An 18,829-nucleotide genomic window follows, 5' to 3' on the forward strand; every position below is an offset into this window, starting at 1 on the left:
GCAAGGTGTTCCGCGAGGTGGTGCCCCTGGTCTCCGACATGATCATCGAGCACGCCGGCGACCTCGGGATCGATCCTACGGGCCTGAAGCGGCTCTGGCTGCACCAGGCCAACATCAACATGAACGAGTTGATCGGCCGCCGCGTGCGGGCGATGATGGACTGGAAGGCCGCGCACCCGAAACCGGAGACGCCTCCGCCGGCGCCCGAAGCGCCTCACTGACTTCGCCTCCCGCCCTTGCCGCCGCAGTGGCGAGGTAGCTACCGCTTCCTGACGAACACCGTGCCGGCTGAATAGCCGGCGCCGAACGAGCAGATCAGGCCGGTCTCGCCGGGCGCGAAGTCGTCGTTGGCGCGATGGAAGGCGATGATCGAGCCCGCCGAGGAGGTGTTGGCGAACTCGTCGAGGATGATGACGTTCTCGCCCGGCGCCGGATCGCGGCCCAGCACGCGCTTGCCGATCATCTCGTTCATGTTGATGTTGGCCTGGTGCAGCCACAGGCGCTTGAGCCCGTGCGGATCGACGCCGATGTCCTGGGCGTGCTCGACGATCATGTCGGAGACCATCGGCACCACCTCGCGGAACACCTTGCGGCCCTCCTGCACGAACAGCTTGTCCGCGGCGCCGACCCCTTCCGGCGCGGCGCGGTTCAGGAAGCCGAAGTTGTTGCGGATATTGTTGGAGAACTGGGTCTTCAGCCGCGTGCCGAGGATCTCCCAGCCACCGGACGCCTGGGCCGCGTCCTCGACGATCACCGCGGTGGCCACGTCGCCGAAGATGAAGTGGCTGTCGCGGTCGCGGAAGTTGAGGTGGCCGGAACAGATTTCCGGATTGACCATCAGCACGGCCTTGGCCGAGCCCGAGGCCACGAAGTCCGCGGCGGTCTTGATCCCGAAGGTGGCCGAGGAGCAGGCCACGTTCATGTCGAAGGCGAAGCCTTCGATGCCCAGCGCCTGTTGCACCTCGATGGCCATGGCCGGGTAGGCGCGTTGCATGTTGGAGGCCGCGCAGATCACCGCGCCGATCTCGCCGGCCGGCTTGCCCCAGCGTTCGATCGCCTGCCTCGCCGCCTCCACGGCCATCTCGGCCAGCACCGAGATCTCCTCGTTGGGGCGTTCGGGGATGATCGGACGCATCAGGTCCGGGTCCACCAAGCCGGTCTTGTCGACCACATAGCGGGCCTTGATGCCGGAGGCCTTCTCGATGAACTCCACCGAGGACGGGGTCAGGGCGGCCACCTCGCCGGCCTCGATCGCCTGGGCGTTGGCGGCGTTGAACCGCTCCACATAGGCGTTGAAGGTCTCGACCAGCTCGGCGTTCGAGAGGCTGTAGGGCGGCGTATAGAGGCCGGTGGCGGAGATTACGGCTTGCGGCAAGGGGGTCACATCTCCAGAGGCGAAGGCGGCAGTGATAGCACGCGGGGCTCCTCCGTCTCCTAGACCCTGTCCCGGCTGACTTGAATCAAGTCAGCCGGGATCAAACAGGGTCGTCGGCTATATCTGGAGCCCTTCTCCTCCACTCAGGTCGATCCGACCTGAGTGGGAAGGGCTCTAGTTGCCGGCGAGCCACATACGGTGTTCGCCATACCAATAAGGCCGAACCGACAATCGCGAGCCGCGTTTGGAGCCGAACCCCACGTGGGTTGGGCTGTTCGCGTGACTTGTAAGGACGATTCCAGATGAAAGCTTTGATCACCGCCGCTTCTGCCCTGGCGCTATGCGCTCTCGTTCCGGCGGTCGCCTCAGCCCAGACGACCGCAACCAGCGGAACGACGTTCTACGGAACTCTCGGCTATGACGACACCTCGCTCAGCCACATCAACCTGGGCGCGGTCCAGGCGCGGCTCGGCGCCCGCTTCGGCCAATACTTCGGCGTCGAGGGCGAAGCGTCCTGGGGCGTCAAGGATGACACGGTCACGGTCGGTGGGACCTCCGTGAAGGAGAAGCTGAACAGCCAGGAAGCGATCTACGGCGTGGGCTTCCTGCCGATCTCGCCGAACTTCGACCTGCTGGCCCGTGTCGGCTATGGCCACACCTCCGGCTCGGCGGCCGTCCCCGGCGTGACCTCCTCGCTCAAGGGAGACTCGTGGAACTTCGGCGTCGGCGGCCAGTACACCTTCGACGGCAAGAACGGCGTCCGGCTCGACTACACCCGCGAGGATTTCCAGACTCACGGGGTGGAGGACGCCAACGTCTGGTCCGTCGCCTACGTGCGGAAGTTCTAGGGCCACAAGGCCTCAAACAGGCCGTGTCGAAGGGCCCTCCCATCTCGCCGCGGGCGAGGTGGGAGGGCTTTTCCTTGACCGCGGGGGCGCGCCATCCCAGCCTTGTGGCCCATGCAGCTCGCCGACCTGATTCAGCTCGCCGTGTCGGCGGCCGCCGTCGCCGCCATGGTCGGCCTCGCGGCCCTGGCCACCCGCGGCCGTGGCGCGCCTGTGCTGGACGAGGCCGCGGCCCGCCGCTGGCTGGCCGATGAATTTCCCGACGCCCGGATCGGCGGCCTCTGGATCGCCGCGGACGGCCTGGGCGCGGTGGCGAGGTCCGGCGAGACGGCGCTGGTGCTCTCGCGGATGGGCGACGGCTATGTGGCCCGCGCCATCGCCTGGGACGCCGCGGCCCGCGCTGGCGTCAAGGACGGCCGCGTCGCCCTGCCGCTCGGGGACTTCGCCGCGCCGAGGGCGGTGCTGGCGCTCGGGGCCTGGCCGCCCAGGGACCTGGCGGCATGAAGTTCCCCACCGATCCGGTCACGCTGGCGACCCCGTTCTTTATCCTGTCGGTGATCGCCGAGATCGCCCTGGCGCGACTGGGCAAGCTGAAGGCCCGCTACGAGACGAAGGACACGGCCACGTCGCTCGTCATGGGCCTGTTCTCGACCCTGTCGGGCGCGCCCTTCGCCGCGATCAGCTTCGCCGGCGCGATCTGGCTCTACCACCACCGGCTGTTCACGATCCCGATGACCGCGGCCTGGGCCTGGGTGCTGGTGTTCTTCGCCGAGGACCTGACCTACTACGTCTTCCACCGCCTCAGCCACGAGCGGCGCATCTGGTGGGCGGCGCACGTCAACCACCACTCCTCGCAGCACTACAACCTCTCGACGGCGCTCCGGCAGACCTGGACCGGCGGCGTGGCGGGGACCTGGGCGCTGTGGCTGCCGCTGTCGCTCCTGGGCTTCCCGCCGGCCATGGTGGCGATCGAGAAGGGGATCAGCCTCGTCTACCAGTACTGGATCCACACCGAGGCGATCCGGCGGATGCCGCGCTGGTTCGAGGCGGTGTTCAACACGCCCAGCCACCACCGCGTGCACCACGCGAGGAACCCGCGCTACCTCGACAGGAACTACGCCGGCATCCTGATCGTCTGGGACCGGATGTTCGGCACCTTCCAGCCGGAGCTGGACGAGGAGGCCTGCCGCTACGGCCTGGTGCACAACCTCGGCACCTTCAACCCGCTGCGTGTGGCCTTCCACGAGTGGGTCGGCATCGCCGCCGACCTGATCCGCTCGCCCCGTCATGCCCTGGGCTGGCTGTTCGGCCCGCCCGGCTGGAGCCCCGACGGCAGCCGCGACACCTCGGCCTCGCTGAAGGCCGCGTGGGCGGCGCGCCAGAAGGCCGTCCAGGCGCCGGCGAAACATGAAGCGGCCTGATCCTGGCTTCGCCATCGCGCGATGGCGGCGGTTCAGTCCCGCAGCAGCGGCAGGCTGAGGCCCGAGACGGGCCGCGCGCTCAGGATCTCGCGGCGGAAGCGGTAGAGTTCAGCAGGGCGACCGCCGGTCTCGGAGTCCATCCGGCCGAGGCCTTCGACCAGCTCGGCGCGCTCCAGGGCGCGGCGGAAGTTCTGCTTGTGCAGGGGCACGCCGGCGATCGCCTCGACCGCGCGCTGCAGGGCCGAGAGCGTGAAGGCCTCGGGCATCAGTTCGAAGACCACGGGGCGGTATTTCAGCTTGCCGCGCAGGCGGCTGACGGCGGTGGCCAGGATGCGCCGGTGGTCCGACAGCATCGGCTCGCCCAGCGCCGCGGCCAGGGCGGCGGGTAGGGCGGTGGCGGCCTCGCCGCGGTCGCGGGCGGCTTCCGGAGCAAGACCCGCCTCGTAGAGCAGCTCATAGCGCTCCAGCACCCGCTCCTCGTTCCAGGGCGCGTCCTCCAGGGCGAAGGCGAGACGCGCGCGGGCGAGGCGCCGGGCGTCCCCGGCCGCCCAGCGGCGCAGGGCCTCCTCGATCGCGGCGAGTTCCGGCGGCCGTCCCGCCCGCCAGTCCTCGTAGGGGAAGAACCGCGTCCACGGCCGCCACTCCGACCCCGGCGCGTGGGTGTCGACCGCGGCGGTGGCCAGGGCCAGGTAGCCTACGGAGATCACCCGGGCGTGCTCATCGCCCCCGTCGGCCATCGGGCCCATGTCGGCGAGCGGCGCGTCGCGGCCCTTGTCGCCGAAGGTGTAGAGCTGCTCCACATAGCCCAGGGTGAAGCGCGTCTGCTCGGTCACGAAGGCGCGCATGGCGAGTTCGAAGGTGCGGTGCCCCTTGGGGTCGAAGGGGCCGAAGGGCAGGCCCTCGGCGCTGGCCCCCGCGGGGCGTACGGTCAGCACCACCGCGTCGTCCGCCTGGATGGCCACGACCACGGCCGACAGGCCGATGATCACCGCGCTGTCGGCGGCGACGCTCATTCGGTGTCGAACGCCGCGGCGACGGTGACGTAGCCGGCGGCCTCGGACAGGACGTGGAACCGCTCCACATAGCGCGCCTGGGCCGCGGCCGGCGGCAAAGGGTCGATGGTCAGGCTGTAGCCGGGCGGCGGGGCGTCGAAGAAGGCCAGCGCCTCGGCGTGGGTGAACCCCGCCAACTGGGTGGCCTCGAAGAAGGCGCAGGCCCGGTCGGCCTGCTTGATCAGCTTCTTGACCAGGACCGGCGTCTTGGCCGGCAGGCCGAACCGGGTGTGGATGGCGTTTTCCAGCCGCTCCTCGAAATCCTTGTAGTTGACCCCGAGCGCGGCCTTGAACGGCGAGATCATGTCGCCGATCACATATTCCGAGGCGTCGTGGAGCAGGGCGGCCAGGCGCCAGCGCGGGGCCACGTCCGGCTGGATGTGGGCGACGATCTCCTCGACCACCACCGAATGCTGCGCCACCGAGAAGGCGTGTTCGCCCACCGTTTGGCCGTTCCAGCGGGCGACCCGCGCCAGGCCGTGGGCGATATCCTCGATCTCGATGTCCATGGGCGAGGGGTCGAGCAGGTCCAGCCGCCGGCCCGACAGCATCCGCTGCCAGGCGCGCGGTTCCGACGCCGAACGACGCAGCCCTTTCCTCACCGAAGCGTTCCCTCCACAGTCAAGCCAGTCACTGGCAAGGTCGTGACCTGACCCATGGCCCGGGAAAGATCAATGCGACCCTACGCGCTGGGGCGTCGAAGTTCACGTACGAGGAGCCGAACCGATGAGCTGGGCCCGTATCATGGCGCCGCTGTCCGGCGGAGCGGGCGACGCGGCCGCCGTCGCCGCCGCGGTCATGCTGGCTGAGCCTTTCCAGGCCGAGATGGCCGGCGTCTACACCCCTGCCGACGTGGCGGACGTCATGCCCTGGATGGGCGAGGGGTTCCTGGGCGGGGTGCAGACCACGGCTCTGGAGTCCCTGAAGGAGGCCGCCCAGGCCGGCGAGAAGAACGCGCGCGCCGCCATGGAGGGCGTCACCTACGCCAAGAGCCGGTTTGTCGCCCTGCAGACGCCGGTCTGGGCCGGGCTTTCGGCGGAGAGCCGGCTGTCCGACGTGGTGGTGTTCACCTCCGACCCCTCCCGCGGCCGCGGGCCGCTGGCGGAAGCCTTCCAGCAGATGCTGGCCGACGAACAGCGCCCGGTGCTGATCGCCCGCGACGGCTTGAAGATGGGCGGCACGGTGGCCGTGGCCTGGGACGGCGGCAAGGAGGCCAGCCGCGCGGCCCGTCTGGCCCTGCCGATGCTGGAAAAGGCCGCCAAGGTGGTGATCCTGTCGGCGCCCAAGGCCAGTTCCCGCAGCTTCGATCCGGCGCGCCTGAAATCCTACTACGCCGCCCGCGGCGTCGACGCCGAGGTCGACATCCTGCCCGACAGCGGCGACGCGGCCCCGCTGTTGCTCTATGCGGCGAAGAAGGCAGGGGCCAATATCCTGGTGGCGGGCGCTTTTGGCCATCCGCGGCTTCAGGAGTTCATATTCGGCGGAACGACGCGCAGTCTGTTGAACTCCGACGAGCCTTCGCTGTTCTTGTCCCATTAGTCTCAAGAGGACGTCCAATGACCCTGTCGCGCATCGTCATGCGGCTTGCCCGCAACCCTGGCACGGAATTCGCCGGCGGCGACGACCACCGCGGCTATGCCCTCACCGCGCCGCTCACCGATGAGGGGCGCCTGGACGAGGCGGCCTATGCCAAGACCAAGGACGCGTGCGCGGTGCGCCGGTTCGCGCCCGACGAGGATCCGGCGGATGGGCGGCTGATGAAGCGCGGCCAGCGCTGGTACTTCGACTACGAGGAGGGCGATGTCACCGACGATGAACAGCCCTATCGCCTTGGCGAGCACCGCTTCGCGGTGGGTGAGTACGTGACCGTCACCGACGAGGACGGCCGGCCCCTGACCTACAAGGTCGTCGAGGTGCAGCCGGCGGGGTAGGCGCCGCCCGCTCCGCTAGACGCCGCCGTTGTCGCGGACCAGGCGCTTGACGTCTTCGGAGACGTTGTGGCGGTGGCCCTCGTGGACCTTGAAGACCGCGACGGTGATCGGCCCGCTCTTGGGACCACCGGCTTCGTAGCCGACGGTCTTCCAGCCGTCCTTCAGGTTGTCCCTGGCCAGGATGTAGGTGGCGCGGAAGCCGTGGCGCTCCGGCGACAGGGCCTCGCCGCGCAGGCGCACGTCGCGCGCGACGCGCACCGTCGCCCCGTTCTCGCCGGCGTCGACATGCACCATGCCGACGTTGACCTTGGCCTTGTCGTCGTCGGCGCTGATGTGGATGCCGGGCAGGTTGATGTCGGCGTGGTCGCCGTGATCTGAGCCGACATCCCCCGAGACCTTGTCGTCCGCGTCGATGTCGCGGTCCTTCCTGGCGTCGCGCATCTGCCCGACCGCATCGTCGGCGGCCTGCTTGGCGGCCTTGGCCGCCTCCGCGGCAGCGCCCGAGGACGCCTTGGCGGGGGCCTCCCCCTTGGCGTCGGCGGCCTTGCCGGTCGCCTGATCGCTGGGCGCTTCGGCCTGGAGCTCCTGCTCGATGGGCTGCAGCGCCGCCTCGTAGGTGGTCGACACGGGGATCAGCCGCAGGGACACCTCGTCGCCGTCGCGGGTCACGTAGGTGCAGCTCTTCCGGTCCGCGGCGGTGGCGGTGAGCTTCAGGTCGCCCTTGTTGGCCGGACAGTCGAGCGCCACGCGCGCCGTCGCCGGCTTGGTGGGCGCACAGGCGGCGGCGCCGGCCATCAGGCCGCAGACGGTAAGGAAGAGCAGCGACTTCATGAAAAAGGCTCCAGTCCGTTCGCGAAGGAATCTGACCGGAGCCCCTTCAGAAGGCGAGTGAATTCGACGTAACGCCCGTTACCTACTGGCCCGGACGCGAGCCCGCGCCCTCGCGCCGCGCCAGGAAGGCCAGGCGCTCGAACAGGTGGACGTCCTGCTCGTTCTTCAGCAGGGCGCCGTGCAGGGGCGGGATCAGCTTGGTGGGATCGCGCTCCTTGAGCGCCTCGGCGTCGATGTCCTCGACCATCAGCAGCTTCAGCCAGTCGAGCAGCTCGGAGGTGGACGGCTTCTTCTTCAGGCCCGGCACCTTGCGCATGTCGTAGAAGATGCGCAGCGCCTCGGCGACCAGCTTCTGCTTGATGTTCGGATAGTGCACCTCGACGATCTCGTTCATCGTCTCGGCTTCCGGGAAGCGGATGTAGTGGAAGAAGCAGCGGCGCAGGAAGGCGTCGGGCAGCTCCTTCTCGTTGTTGGAGGTGATGATCACGATCGGCCGGACCTTGGCCTTGATCGTCTCGTCGGTCTCGTAGACGTAGAACTCCATCCGATCGAGTTCCTGCAGCAGGTCGTTGGGGAACTCGATGTCGGCCTTGTCGATCTCGTCGATAAGCAGCACGGGCCGCTTTTCGGCGGTGAACGCCTCCCAGAGCTTGCCCTTCTTGATGTAGTTGCGGACGTCCTTCACCCGCTCTTCTCCGAGCTGGCTGTCGCGCAGCCGGGTCACCGCGTCGTACTCGTAGAGGCCTTGCTGGGCCTTGGTGGTCGATTTGATGTGCCAGGTGATCAGGTCCGCGCCGAGCGCGTTGGCGATCTCGTAGGCCAGCACCGTCTTGCCGGTGCCCGGCTCGCCCTTGATGAGCAGCGGCCGCTCCAGCGCCACGGCGGCGTTGACCGCCACCTTCAGGTCTTCGGTGGCGATATAGTTCTCGGTGCCTTCGAAACGCTGGCTCATGGGGCTCCCCGCGATGGGCGCTCAGGCCCGAGTTCGAACAGTTGTTTGTCTGCCGCAGCCTAAAGCCACGCGCGCGGCTTGCAAGCGGCTTCAACGCCGCGCTCCTCCCCAGACCCGCCGGTCAGGGACAGGCGCGCAGCACGTTGTCGCCGCGCCAGATTCGGCGCTAGGTGAAGGGCGCAAGGAGGCGCCGCCGTCTTGAATCTCGCCATTCTCCAGGCCCGGATGACCTCCTCGCGCCTGCCCGGGAAGGTCATGGCGCCGGTGCTGGGCGAGCCGATGATCGGCCGCCAGGTGGAGCGGCTGCGCCGCGCCAGGCGGATCGACAAGCTGATGGTGGCGACCAGCACCGACCCGTCCGACGACCCCCTGGCGGCCTACTGCGAGGGCCTGGGCCTGGAGGTCTTCCGCGGCGCCCTGGAGGACGTGCTCGACCGCTATCGCGCCGCCCTGGCTCGCCATCCGGCGGCGAGCGCGGTGGTCCGCCTGACCGCCGACTGTCCGCTGACCGATCCCGACCTCATCGACCAGGTGATCCAGCACCATATCGACGTGGGGGCCGACTACACCTCCAACACCCTGGGGACGCGGACCTATCCGCACGGCCTCGACACCGAGGTGATCAAGCCTGGCGCCCTGCTCGAGGCCGCGGAGCGGGCCCGGGACCCCTACGAGCGCGAGCACGTGACGCCCTATGTCTACCGGCGGCCGGAGACCTATCGGCTGGCCGGGGTGGCCCGGCACGAGTCCCTCGCCGCCCTGCGGTGGACCGTCGACGTGCCGCCGGATCTGGCCTTCGTGCGCGAGGTCTACGCAAAGCTCTATCCCTTCGACCCGGCGTTCGGCGCCGACGCTGTCGTCGCCCTGCCGGTGAACAGCTCGGCGATCCCGGCGTGAGCGGCGCTCCGCACGTCGTGCTGCGCCCGCTGGCGGCCGCCGACCGGGACCGGCTGCTCGCCTGGCGCAACCAGCCGGAGGTGGCGCGCTGGATGTACAGCGACCACGCCATTTCGCCGGAAGAGCATGCGCGGTGGTTCGCCGGCGTCGTGGCCGACGCGCGGCGTCGCTACTGGGTGATCGAGGCGGACGGCGCGCCGGTTGGCCTGGCCAACCTCTACGACCTGGCGCCCGAGCATGGGCGGACGTCCTGGGCCTACTACCTGGCTGAGCCGTCGACGCGCGGGCAGGGGATCGGCGCCTTCGTCGAATACTGGGTGATCGAGCACGTGTTCGGGGAGCTCGGGCTAAACAAGCTCTGGTGCGAGGTGCTGGTCGACAACCAGGGCGTCTGGAAGCTGCACGAGGGGTTCGGTTTCCAGCGCGAGGCGCTGTTCCGCCAGCATGTCCGCAAGGACGGCGTGCCCGCCGATGTGGTGGGGCTTGGCCTGCTGGCGTCCGACTGGGCGAAGCAGCGGCAGGCCAGCCGCGATCGCCTCGTGGCCCGGGGCTTCGACCTGCCGGCTTAGCGCTCGGGCTTGGCTCGGACGCCGCCGCCGCGGGCGGGCTCCGAATAGCCCATCGACTGCAGGTCGGCGTCCGAGACCTCGGCAGCCTGGAAGTCGGTGACGTCGTCCTCGCCGCCCTCGACCGTTCCCGCGTCGGCGACCTGGTCGAGGCCCTCGACGCTGCGCGCCGAGACGCGATCCTCGTTGAAGCCGTCCTCCGGCCCCTGGCCATCGAGGTCGTCCTCGCGCTCCTCGGTGGCGGCATGCAGGTCGAGTTCGTGGTCCTCCTCGGTGTCGGCGTCGCCGAAGGCATCCTCGTCGAACTCATCGGCGTCCAGGGCCACGGCCTCGTCGTCGTCACGGTCGCCGTCCGCCTGGGTCATGTCCAGGAGATCGGGCAACTCCTCGAAGGTGCGCATCTCGTTGCGCTCTTCGGCGAGGTCGAGATTGTCCTCGTCGAGGGCTTCCGCGCCGTCCTGCGGATCGGCGTCGCCGAAGGCGTCGGACAGATCGGGCATGGTCGGGCTCCTGGCTCGCGGCGCCCGGCGGCGCCGTCCCAGCATCAACCCGGCTGTCGGCTCAGCGTTCCGCCACGAAACCGGCCAGCGCCTTGGCGACGTCGGCCATGACCGCGTCCCATTGGCCAAAACCTGGCGGCAGGAAGACGCGGGTCTTCGGATACCAGGGATAGGAGGTTTCCCGGCCGAGCCGCGGCCATGCGCCGGGGGTCGAGATCAGGAAGGTCGGCGCCCCGCAGGCCCCGGCGATGTTCAGGGTGGCGTTGGAGAAGCCCACGATAAGGTCCATGGCGCCGCAGAGGGCGGCCACGTCGTCCAGGTCCTGCTTCAGGTCGATCCCGGGCGGCGTCCAGATCTCGACGCCGTAGTCGCGCCGCGCGGCCTCGATCTCCTCCGCGCAGTCGCCGTACTGCAGGTTGACGAAGGTCACGCCCGTCTGCGCCAGCACCGGCGCCCAGGTCTCGAAGGGCGAGAAGTAGCGATGGCGCGCGTCCTTGGCGACCGCGCTCTTCCAAAGCAGGCCGATCTTCAGGCCCGCCGGCGCCTCGGCGAGCGCCTTGCGCCAATGGGCGACGCGCGCGGGGTCGGCGGCCAGGTAGCTTTCTTGGGTCGGATAGGCCTCCACCGAGCGGCGGAACTCGCGCATCAGCGAGCCCATCGGCGTCCAGAGATCGGCCTGCAGGCCTGCCTGCAGCGGCGGCACGACCCGGGTGAGGCGGCCGCCGACGACATAGGTGGCGTGGGCGTCGACCTGCGCCTGCGGGAACGCGCGCTGGAACAGGGGGACCAGGCGCGGCTCGACCGAAAGGACCAGACGACCCTTCGGTCCCAGGCGGTCGATCACGTCCGGCAGGACGTTGCCGAACAGCACCTCGTCGCCCAGGCCTTGCTCGCCTACCACCAGCAGGGTCTTGCCGGCCAGATCGGCGTCCGGCGCCCAGCGGGGCAGGTTGACGGCGAAGTCGGTGCGGTCGTTGAACTGCGGATTGAGGCGCGCTTCGTAGTCGTCCCAGCCCTCGCCGATGCGGCCGAGGTTCAGCAGGATGGTGGAACGCGACAGGCGCATCATCTGCCGCTCGTCCTCGGCGAGCACGCCGCTCATCGCCGCCTCGCAGTCGACGATCGCGCCTTCCGCGTCGCCCAGCAGCAGCTTGGCGTTGCCGCGGTTGTAGCGGGCCTTGGGGAAGGTCGGATCCAGCCGCAGCGCTTCCTCGAAGAAGACCAGGGCGTTGGCGAAGTCCCCCTGGTCGGAGACCACGGTGCCCATGGTGTTCCACAGCATGGGAATCTCGGGCGACTTGATGATCGCCGGGCGCAGGATCTCGATCGCCTCGTCGTGGCGGCCCTGGTCGCGGATCGCGCAGGCCAGGTTGTTGGAGCCTTCCGGGTGGTCCGGATAGCGCTCCAGGAACAGGCGGAACAGGGCCTCCGACTGCGAGGTCATGCCCAGGCGGAAGGCCAGGCGGCCGAGGTCGTTGGCCACCTCGCCATGATCGGGGATCAGTTTCAGCGCCGCCTCGTAGGCCGAGATCGAGCTGGCGAAGTCGCCGGCGCGTTCGAGCGCGATGCCCAGGAGATACCAGCCGAAGCCGTTGCGCTCGTCCTGCTCCAGGGCCTTGAGCGCCCAATCGCACGCGCCCTTGGCGTCCTCGGCGCGGATCGCGTCCATGGCCCGTTGCAGCATCGGGGCCGCGGAGAGCGCCTTCAGCTCCGATATGGCGCTGTTCAGCTTGGTGAGTGCGTCGCTGGAGCCCGACTGGCCAAGGCTGTCGACGGTCAATCGTGCGGGAGTCGGCGCCGCGGCCTGAAGGGCGCGGGCCGAGGTGGCGCTGGTCGGGGCCTGACGCGACATGGACAAGGAGTCTCCGGCGGATAGGGGAGTCCTCGGCCAACATGGCTAACGGGAGCTTAAGGCCGCCACGGAAAGCGCCAAAAGCGCGCTCACCCTGGACATGTCCGAGCTTTGCAATGGGCCGTTAACCCGGCGCTGCCTAAGTGTTCCGTGCGCGGGGCCCTGCAGAAGGCGACAATGGGTCATTCGAATCGCGAGCCAGGTTCGCAACGCGCAGGGATCGGGAGGCGGGTTTGCCGCTGAAATTGTCGCTGAAGCCGGGGGAGAAGTTCGTCCTCAACGGCGCTGTGGTGCAGAACGGGGACCGACGCGGCGTCCTCGTCCTCCAGAACAAGGCCTCTGTCCTTCGCGAGAAGGACATCATGCAGGAGGACGAGGTCAACACGCCGGCCCGACGCATCTACTTCCCGGTGATGATGATGTACCTCGATGAGGCCGGGGCCGAGCGCTACTACGATGAGTTCGTGCGGCGCCTGACGGAATTCATGAACGTTATCGGCAATCCCGCGATCCTTAACGAATGCGTGGAGATTTCGCGCAATTGCATGGAGCGCGAGTACTACAAGGCGCTCATGCGGTGCCGGAAGCTCATGGAATACGAAGAGGAAAGGTTGGGGCATGTCCCTTCAGGCGTACAATCAGGCGGCGAAGCGGGCTGAAAGCCCGCGGCAGGCCGAATACCGCCTGTTCGCGCAGGTGACGCTCGCACTGATGGAGGCCGCCAAGGCCGAGGTCAGCGACATCCCGGCCCGCGTGGACGCGCTGGATTGGAACCGCCGCGTCTGGACGGCGCTCGGCGAGGATTGCGCCCAGCCCGGCAACGCCCTGCCGGCCCCGTTGCGGGCCTCGATCATCTCACTGGCGATCTGGGTCGGCCGGCACACCTCGGCGGCGATCCGCGGCCAGGAGAAGATCGAGCCGCTCATCGAGATCAACCGCATGATCATGCAGGGCCTGGCGCCCGCTCAGGTCGCCGCCTCCAGCGCCGCCGCCTGAGCCGCAGAAACACCCTGCGACCACCGGATTTCCGACGCCCGCGCCCTCGGCGCGGGCGTTTTGATTCCGCCTGGGCGCCTTCTGCCGGGCAGGGTCGGCAGAAATTGCCGGGCTGTCGCGGGGCTAGGCAGAATATGCCGCTCCGAAACGTGGCTAACAGAAATATAACGTAATAATTACAGTTGGTTGCGTGCCGGGCGCGAGGGGGTCGAAATGGCCCGATGCTTGCTGATTAGAGGTCCGAGCAAAACGCTCACGGCTGTCAAAATGGCGGTCGACGACCTGAGAAAAGGACCAACGCGATGTCGTTTAGCGTCAATACCAATGCCGGCGCCATGGTTGCGCTGCAGAACCTCAACTCCACCCAAGCCCAGCTGATGACCACTCAGAACCGGATCAACACCGGCCTGAAGATCTCGTCGGCGAAGGACAACGCGGCTATCTGGGCCATCGCGCAGAACCAGCGCGCCACGTCCAGCTCGCTGAACTCGGTCATTTCCTCGCTGCAGCGCGGCCAGTCCACCGTCGACGTGGCCATGTCGGCCGGCACCTCGGTGTCCGACCTGCTCACGCAGATGAAGGCAAAGGCCCTGGCCTCGGCGGACACCACGCTGGACACCAACAGCCGCGCGGCCCTGAACACTGAATTCCAATCGCTGCGCGACCAGATCAGCAAGGTGGTCACGAACGCGGTGTTCAACGGCGGCAACATGCTGCTGGGCGGCGGCACCGGGACGACCGTGAAGGCGATCGCCAACGCGGACGCCACCTCGGTGATCACCGTGAACGCCCAGGACCTGTCGCTGGGCGGCGCGAACCTGACGGCCAATATCGGCACCACGGCGTCGATCGGCACGGTGACCACGGCCACCAACATGATCGGTTACCTGAACACCGCCATCTCGAACGTGTCGTCCGCGCTTGGCAAGCTCGGCACCGGTTCCACGGCTCTGTCGTCGCACATGACGTTCATCCAGAACCTGCAGAACACGATCGATACCGGCATCGGCAACCTGGTGGACGCGGACCTGGCGAAGGAAAGCGCGAATCTCCAGGCGCTGCAGACGAAGCAGCAACTGGGCATTCAGGCGCTCTCGATCGCCAACCAGTCGTCTTCGATCCTACTCGGCCTCTTCAAGTAGGCCGTACGGCGGCGGCGGAGGGTTCGTCCCTCCGCCGTCCGCCTTTTCCCTCATTGGAGCGTAGACGCCAAAAGCGTCCACGACAGGAGAGATGGACAGCAAGGTTGCGAGCTTCGCAGCCACCCCAGATCCCACCTTCGGCCAAAAGCCGGCGCCTCAGCGCCCCGATGTCGGGGCGCCCGAAAAGCGCCGGGCTCCAGGCCAGGATCCGGCGGACCTGCGATTGGTCATAGAAGAGGACAAGGCGACCAACTCCTACGTCTACAAGACGGTCAATCGAGCCACTGGCGAGGTCGTCCAGCAGTTGCCTCGAGAACAGGTCCTGCAGCTTCGCGAGCAACTCGACTACGAGGCCGGGGATGTGGTCCGCGCCAAGGCCTGACGCCTAAGGGACTCCCGCTGGACCGGGAGCGACCCGAGGGAAGTTAACCGCCCCGGCTCAGCCGGAGGCGGCAATCGTCGTCGGCGTTAACCATCTGCTCACCATGAATCCATAGCTTCACCTGCGAACGGCCCCCGACTCGCAAGGAAGCGGGCAGGCGGTCATCCAGGAGATCGCCGATGGCGTTGAGCGTACACACCAACGATGCCGCCCTGATCGCGCTGCAAAACCTGAACAAGACGAGCGCACAGCTCAACGAGGTTCAGAACCGCATCAGCACCGGCCTTGCGATCAACAGCGCGAAGGACAACGCCTCGGTCTGGGCCATCGCGCAGGGACAGCGAGCCGATATCGGTTCGCTCGCCGCGGTGAAGTCCAGCCTCGATCGGGCGACCTCCATCGCCGACGTGGCCTCCACGGCGGGCGCCACGATCTCCGACCTGCTGGTGCAGATGAAGACCAAGGTGGTCGCCGCGATGGACCCGTCCATCGACACGGCCTCGCGCAACGCGCTGAACGCGGACTTCAAGTCGATTCTCGGCCAGATCACCCAGGTGGTCCAGAACGCGACCTTCGACGGCGCCAACATGCTCGACGGCAGCGTCAGCCAGATCAAGTTCATCGCCAACGCCAACGCCACGGGCTTCATTACGCTTTCCAGCCAGAACATGTCGCTGGGCGGCGGCATCATCAGCGTGGCGGCCACCGCGTCCCTCGGCACCCTGACCTTCGCGACCAACGTCCTGGCGCAGCTCACCACCTCGATCAGCAACACCAACCAGGCGCTGGGCAACCTGGGGTCGCAGAGCAAGGCGATCAGCAATCACAACACCTTCGTCCAGCAGCTTTCCGATCAACTTACGACCGGTGTCGGAAATCTGGTGGACGCGGACCTGGCCAAGGAAAGCGCCCGGTTGCAGGCCCTGCAGGTGCAGCAACAGCTCGGCACCCAGGCGCTGTCGATCGCCAACCAGGCGCCGCAGATCATCCTGTCGCTCTTCAAGTAGCGGCCAAACCGTTCCGTTGGGGCGTAAGGAGGGCCCGGGGCAGCAGGCTGCGTCCCGGGCCTTTTTGTTGTCCGCGATCGGGCCCGCCGTCTCCCCGGCTTAACGGATTTCCCGAGAGGAAATCGGCCGTTTGTTAACGAACGGGCAGGGGTTGCGGCGGCATGGTGCGACACGCGGGGCCTGTAGCCCGCGCAAGGCGTACCCATGGTCTCGTCGCTCGCAACTCAAAGCTACGTGCTCGGCCTGTTCAATACGTCGAACACCAATAGCAACGGCATCATCAGCCTGGACCTGTCCTCGCTGATCACGGGCCAATCGAGCGCTGCGGCCACGACGCCGGCCGCGCCGGTGGCGCCTGCGCCGCCCTGGAACACCAGCGAGACCGCGACCCAGTCCACCGCCAACGTCCAGAAGGCCCTCGCCGGCCAGCCGCTGATCAGCGCCAGCACGGCCAAGCTTAGCGGACCCGATCCCACGGGCGACTACCAGAAGCTCTTTTCGCTCTACCAGGGCCTGCAGAGCCTGCAGGACATCGCCAACCAGGCGGCGAAGACCAGCCTCAGCCCCCAGGATCGGTCGCAACTCGCCAACGCCTTCAGCACCGGGATGGCGCAGCTTTCGACCTATGTCAGCTCCACCGCCTTCGCCAAGCTGCGGCTGGCGGAGGGCGCCGACTCGACGAACGTGAAGAGCACGCTGGCGGTCGCCGCGCCTGCGACCACCTACGTCACCCCGCCGCTGACGACCTCGCAGACGGCCGACGTGCCGGCCTTCGACGGGAATGTGCAGTTCAACATCGCGGTGACCCTGAACAAGAACACCACCAACATCCCGATCGACCTGTCGAACCTGGGCACGGCGCCGCGCAGCATCAGCAACGTCATCAACTACATCAACCAGCAGTTGTCGGCCGCCGGCGTGCAGACGCGCTTCGCCTCAAGCCGCATCCCCGGACAGCCGCAGACGATCACCGCGGGCGGGACCACCGTCACCCTCGCGCCGACGGCCGACCAGTTCGCCATGCAGATCAATCTCGGCACCAGCGAGCAGGTCAGCTTCAGCGCGCCCCAGACCGCCGGCGCGGTCTATGTCGCGCAGACGGTGGGCAATCCCAATCCGGACGGCGACCCGACCACCAACGACGGCAACACCCAGGCGCAACTCACCAAGTTCCAGACCGACACGACCAATGTCGCCGCGCCGCCGCAGATCCCCGGGCAGGCGAACTTCAGCCCCGGCCGGGTGTTCGCCGACAATCTGGATCCGAACGTCGGCACGGTGCACGCCATGCAGGTGGGCTCCGACGGCTCGGTCTACATGCTGGCCGACGTGACCGGCACGACCAACGGCCAGTCGATACAGGGGACGCAGGACGTGGCCCTGCTGAAGTACGACTCGGCGGGGCACCTGATCTACAACCGCAACCTGGGCGCCTCCAGCACGGCGACCGGGCTGGGCCTGGCGGTGTCCTCGACGGGACAGGTCGCCGTGGTGGGCTCCGTCACCGGCGCGCTGAACGGCGCGAGCGACGGGCCCCTGAACTCCGGCGCCACGGGCGCGTTCGCCGACCAGACCGACAGCTTCACGACCCTCTATGACAGCAGCGGCAACGAGGTCTGGACCGCCCGCCGCGGGGCCACGCTGCAGGACCAGGCCACCCAGGTGTCGTTCAGCGCAGACGGCAGCACGGTCTACGTGGCCGGCCAGGCGCAGGGGGCTCTGCCGGGCGGCGGCGCGCCGATCGGCGGGTACGACGGCTACATCGAGGGTTTCAAGACCTCGGCGACGGGCGCGCCGCAGTCGATCTTCACCCAGACGTTCGGCACGACGGGCGCGGACATGACCAAGGGCATGGTCGTCAGCGGCAACTCGCTGATCACCGCCAGCGTCGAGGGCGGCCACGCGATCCTGCGCAACTTCGACATTTCCTCGGGCGCGCCGGTGCTGGCCGCCACCCGCGACCTGGGCGACCTGCAGGGCGGCACGATCGCGGGCCTTGCGCTGAACGGCAGCCAGGTGGTGGTCGCCGGGACCACAGCCAACGGCGCGCTGTCGGCCGGCACGATCACCAACGCCGCGTCGGGAGGCACCGACGCCTTCGCCGCCCAGGTCAACACCAACCTTTCGTCCAGCCCGACCGACGCCGTCGCCTACTACGGCGGCAGCGGCAACGACCGCGCGACCTCCCTGGCGGTGTCCAACGGCCAGGTCTGGATCGGCGGCCAGGCGGGGACCGACCTTCCGGGCCAGCCGGCGGTAGGGACGAAGGACGGCTTCATCGCCCAGCTCAACATCTCGACCGGCCAGGTCGTCACCTCCAACCGGTTCACCGGCAAGAGCAGCATGACCACGCCGACCGCGATCGCGGTCGACACGAGCGGCTCGAGCGTGCTGGACCGCCTCGGCCTGCCGAAGGGGACGGTCGGCGTCGACACCTCGCAGCAACTGACCGCGCAGAGCTCGCTGCGGGCGGGGGAGCAGTTCACCGTCGCGGCCGGCTCGGGGCCGGCGACCACGATCACCATCGACAGCAACGAGACCCTGGACAGCCTGGCCACGAAGATCGCCCGCGCCACGGGCTCCCAGGCCACCGCCAAGGTGAGCAGCTCGCTCACCGGCGCCAAGCAACTCAGCATCACGCCGGCCTATGCCGGGGCGACGATCACCCTCGGCGCCGGGCCCACCGGCAAGAACGCGCTGCCGACGCTGGGCCTGGCGGAAGGCGTGCTCAGCCTGAACACCACCAATGCCAAGGGCGTCACGTCGCCGGCGGACGGCAAGCCCACGATCTATGGCCTGGGGCTTTCGACCACGCTGAACCTGAGCAACGCCTCCCAGGTCAGCCACGCCCAGTCCACCATCAACCTGGCCATGGGCGTCGTGCGCAAGGCGTACCAGGACATGGTCACCGCCGCGACGCCGAAGACCGCCGCCCAGACCGCGGCGGCCACCGGCAAGACCGGAACCGTGCCGACCTATCTGACCAACGAGCTCGCCAATCTGCAGGCCGGGCTAGCGCGCCTGACCGGCGGCAACCCGGCCCCATCCACCTCCACCTTCGCCTGATCGGCGCTTCGGCC

The 18,829-nt window shown here is 68.3% G+C and carries 19 protein-coding genes and 2 pseudogenes; 14 read left to right on the plus strand and 7 right to left on the minus strand.

What is annotated here, in order from left to right; all coding sequences use genetic code 11:
- A pseudogene (locus VNW53_RS06890) lies at positions 1-146 on the plus strand (beta-ketoacyl-ACP synthase III); the annotation flags it as partial.
- A 113-nt stretch (positions 147-259) separates the two neighbouring features.
- Here VNW53_RS06890 and VNW53_RS06895 read toward each other — a convergent pair.
- Entirely contained in the window at positions 260-1,375 is a 1,116-nt protein-coding gene (locus tag VNW53_RS06895) for a beta-ketoacyl-ACP synthase III (protein ID WP_325554498.1), read from the minus strand.
- A gap of 302 nt (positions 1,376-1,677) precedes the next feature.
- Between VNW53_RS06895 and VNW53_RS06900 the strand changes: the two genes are divergently transcribed.
- The 3 genes from VNW53_RS06900 to VNW53_RS06910 all read left to right on the plus strand — a co-directional run bounded on the left by VNW53_RS06900 (position 1,678) and on the right by VNW53_RS06910 (position 3,641).
- Positions 1,678-2,223, plus strand: a complete 546-nt coding sequence (locus VNW53_RS06900; RefSeq protein WP_325554500.1) for a porin family protein — start codon at positions 1,678-1,680, stop codon at positions 2,221-2,223.
- 111 nt (positions 2,224-2,334) lie between these two features.
- On the plus strand, positions 2,335-2,724 hold the full coding sequence (locus tag VNW53_RS06905) for a hypothetical protein (protein WP_325554502.1): 390 nt from the start codon (positions 2,335-2,337) through the stop codon (positions 2,722-2,724).
- Positions 2,721-3,641, plus strand: coding sequence for a sterol desaturase family protein (locus VNW53_RS06910; protein WP_325554504.1), 921 nt, complete (start codon positions 2,721-2,723; stop codon positions 3,639-3,641). The genes VNW53_RS06905 and VNW53_RS06910 overlap by 4 nt, the downstream gene beginning before the upstream one ends.
- A gap of 32 nt (positions 3,642-3,673) precedes the next feature.
- Here the strand turns inward: VNW53_RS06910 and VNW53_RS06915 are convergent.
- Together VNW53_RS06915 and VNW53_RS06920 are read right to left on the minus strand one after the other, a co-directional pair.
- Positions 3,674-4,724: pseudogene (locus VNW53_RS06915) on the minus strand (NUDIX hydrolase).
- Positions 4,651-5,295 carry a YfbR-like 5'-deoxynucleotidase gene (locus VNW53_RS06920; protein WP_414693253.1) on the minus strand — a complete coding sequence of 215 codons (645 nt, stop codon included), beginning with the start codon at positions 5,293-5,295 and terminating at the stop codon, positions 4,651-4,653. The pseudogene VNW53_RS06915 and the gene VNW53_RS06920 overlap by 74 nt, the downstream one beginning before the upstream one ends.
- 124 nt (positions 5,296-5,419) lie before the next feature.
- Between VNW53_RS06920 and VNW53_RS06925 the strand changes: the two genes are divergently transcribed.
- Together VNW53_RS06925 and VNW53_RS06930 are read left to right on the plus strand one after the other, a co-directional pair.
- Positions 5,420-6,232 carry a universal stress protein gene (locus VNW53_RS06925; RefSeq protein ID WP_325554506.1) on the plus strand — a complete coding sequence of 271 codons (813 nt, stop codon included), beginning with the start codon at positions 5,420-5,422 and terminating at the stop codon, positions 6,230-6,232.
- Positions 6,233-6,249: 17 nt separating this feature from the next.
- The gene (locus tag VNW53_RS06930; protein ID WP_325554508.1) at positions 6,250-6,624 is read left to right on the plus strand and encodes a hypothetical protein; all 375 of its coding nucleotides are present in this window, start codon (positions 6,250-6,252) and stop codon (positions 6,622-6,624) included.
- Between the two features lie 15 nt (positions 6,625-6,639).
- On the opposite strand, the gene VNW53_RS06935 is transcribed toward VNW53_RS06930, so the two are convergent.
- The gene (locus VNW53_RS06935; protein ID WP_325554510.1) at positions 6,640-7,455 is read right to left on the minus strand and encodes a hypothetical protein; all 816 of its coding nucleotides are present in this window, start codon (positions 7,453-7,455) and stop codon (positions 6,640-6,642) included.
- 82 nt (positions 7,456-7,537) lie between these two features.
- The gene (locus VNW53_RS06940) at positions 7,538-8,407 is read right to left on the minus strand and encodes a MoxR family ATPase (RefSeq protein WP_325554511.1); all 870 of its coding nucleotides are present in this window, start codon (positions 8,405-8,407) and stop codon (positions 7,538-7,540) included.
- A 198-nt stretch (positions 8,408-8,605) separates the two neighbouring features.
- On the opposite strand from VNW53_RS06940, the gene VNW53_RS06945 reads away from it, so the two are divergent.
- Both VNW53_RS06945 and pseH read left to right on the plus strand, forming a co-directional pair.
- Entirely contained in the window at positions 8,606-9,304 is a 699-nt protein-coding gene (locus VNW53_RS06945; protein WP_325554513.1) for a glycosyltransferase family protein, read from the plus strand.
- Positions 9,301-9,873 carry a UDP-4-amino-4,6-dideoxy-N-acetyl-beta-L-altrosamine N-acetyltransferase gene (pseH, locus tag VNW53_RS06950; protein WP_325554515.1) on the plus strand — a complete coding sequence of 191 codons (573 nt, stop codon included), beginning with the start codon at positions 9,301-9,303 and terminating at the stop codon, positions 9,871-9,873. Before VNW53_RS06945 ends, pseH begins: the two co-directional genes overlap by 4 nt.
- Here pseH and VNW53_RS06955 read toward each other — a convergent pair.
- Entirely contained in the window at positions 9,870-10,370 is a 501-nt protein-coding gene (locus VNW53_RS06955) for a hypothetical protein (RefSeq protein ID WP_325554517.1), read from the minus strand. The genes pseH and VNW53_RS06955 overlap by 4 nt on opposite strands.
- 61 nt (positions 10,371-10,431) lie before the next feature.
- Positions 10,432-12,222: a tetratricopeptide repeat protein gene (locus VNW53_RS06960; protein ID WP_325554518.1), complete on the minus strand. Its 1,791-nt coding sequence runs from the start codon at positions 12,220-12,222 to the stop codon at positions 10,432-10,434.
- 233 nt (positions 12,223-12,455) lie between these two features.
- On the opposite strand from VNW53_RS06960, the gene flbT reads away from it, so the two are divergent.
- From flbT to VNW53_RS06990, 6 genes are all read left to right on the plus strand, one after another.
- Complete coding sequence (flbT, locus tag VNW53_RS06965; RefSeq protein ID WP_325554520.1) at positions 12,456-12,881, plus strand: flagellar biosynthesis repressor FlbT; 426 nt, start codon at positions 12,456-12,458, stop codon at positions 12,879-12,881.
- Entirely contained in the window at positions 12,841-13,218 is a 378-nt protein-coding gene (gene flaF / locus VNW53_RS06970) for a flagellar biosynthesis regulator FlaF (RefSeq protein WP_325554522.1), read from the plus strand. The genes flbT and flaF overlap by 41 nt, the downstream gene beginning before the upstream one ends.
- A gap of 302 nt (positions 13,219-13,520) precedes the next feature.
- Positions 13,521-14,360 carry a flagellin gene (locus VNW53_RS06975; protein WP_325554524.1) on the plus strand — a complete coding sequence of 280 codons (840 nt, stop codon included), beginning with the start codon at positions 13,521-13,523 and terminating at the stop codon, positions 14,358-14,360.
- Positions 14,361-14,451: 91 nt separating this feature from the next.
- Positions 14,452-14,742, plus strand: a complete 291-nt coding sequence (locus VNW53_RS06980) for a flagellar protein FlaG (RefSeq protein ID WP_325554526.1) — start codon at positions 14,452-14,454, stop codon at positions 14,740-14,742.
- A 179-nt stretch (positions 14,743-14,921) separates the two neighbouring features.
- Entirely contained in the window at positions 14,922-15,749 is an 828-nt protein-coding gene (locus VNW53_RS06985; protein WP_325554527.1) for a flagellin, read from the plus strand.
- Positions 15,750-15,953: 204 nt separating this feature from the next.
- The gene (locus VNW53_RS06990) at positions 15,954-18,815 is read left to right on the plus strand and encodes a hypothetical protein (RefSeq protein ID WP_325554529.1); all 2,862 of its coding nucleotides are present in this window, start codon (positions 15,954-15,956) and stop codon (positions 18,813-18,815) included.
- Positions 18,816-18,829: the final 14 nt, after the last annotated feature.

This window comes from Phenylobacterium sp. (assembly GCF_035569475.1).
GTDB lineage: Bacteria > Pseudomonadota > Alphaproteobacteria > Caulobacterales > Caulobacteraceae > Phenylobacterium.

What these genes read in the sequence shown, in the direction of transcription:
- VNW53_RS06900 (WP_325554500.1), top strand. Translation starts at nt 1,678, where the DNA reads ATGAAAGCTTTGATCACCGCCGCTTCTGCCCTGGCGCTATGCGCTCTC.
- VNW53_RS06905 (WP_325554502.1), top strand. Translation starts at nt 2,335, where the DNA reads ATGCAGCTCGCCGACCTGATTCAGCTCGCCGTGTCGGCGGCCGCCGTC.
- VNW53_RS06910 (WP_325554504.1), top strand. Translation starts at nt 2,721, where the DNA reads ATGAAGTTCCCCACCGATCCGGTCACGCTGGCGACCCCGTTCTTTATC.
- VNW53_RS06925 (WP_325554506.1), top strand. Translation starts at nt 5,420, where the DNA reads ATGAGCTGGGCCCGTATCATGGCGCCGCTGTCCGGCGGAGCGGGCGAC.
- VNW53_RS06930 (WP_325554508.1), top strand. Translation starts at nt 6,250, where the DNA reads ATGACCCTGTCGCGCATCGTCATGCGGCTTGCCCGCAACCCTGGCACG.
- VNW53_RS06935 (WP_325554510.1), bottom strand. Translation starts at nt 7,455, where the DNA reads ATGAAGTCGCTGCTCTTCCTTACCGTCTGCGGCCTGATGGCCGGCGCC.
- VNW53_RS06940 (WP_325554511.1), bottom strand. Translation starts at nt 8,407, where the DNA reads ATGAGCCAGCGTTTCGAAGGCACCGAGAACTATATCGCCACCGAAGAC.
- VNW53_RS06955 (WP_325554517.1), bottom strand. Translation starts at nt 10,370, where the DNA reads ATGCCCGATCTGTCCGACGCCTTCGGCGACGCCGATCCGCAGGACGGC.
- VNW53_RS06960 (WP_325554518.1), bottom strand. Translation starts at nt 12,222, where the DNA reads ATGTCGCGTCAGGCCCCGACCAGCGCCACCTCGGCCCGCGCCCTTCAG.
- flaF (WP_325554522.1), top strand. Translation starts at nt 12,841, where the DNA reads ATGTCCCTTCAGGCGTACAATCAGGCGGCGAAGCGGGCTGAAAGCCCG.
- VNW53_RS06975 (WP_325554524.1), top strand. Translation starts at nt 13,521, where the DNA reads ATGTCGTTTAGCGTCAATACCAATGCCGGCGCCATGGTTGCGCTGCAG.
- VNW53_RS06980 (WP_325554526.1), top strand. Translation starts at nt 14,452, where the DNA reads ATGGACAGCAAGGTTGCGAGCTTCGCAGCCACCCCAGATCCCACCTTC.
- VNW53_RS06985 (WP_325554527.1), top strand. Translation starts at nt 14,922, where the DNA reads ATGGCGTTGAGCGTACACACCAACGATGCCGCCCTGATCGCGCTGCAA.
- VNW53_RS06990 (WP_325554529.1), top strand. Translation starts at nt 15,954, where the DNA reads ATGGTCTCGTCGCTCGCAACTCAAAGCTACGTGCTCGGCCTGTTCAAT.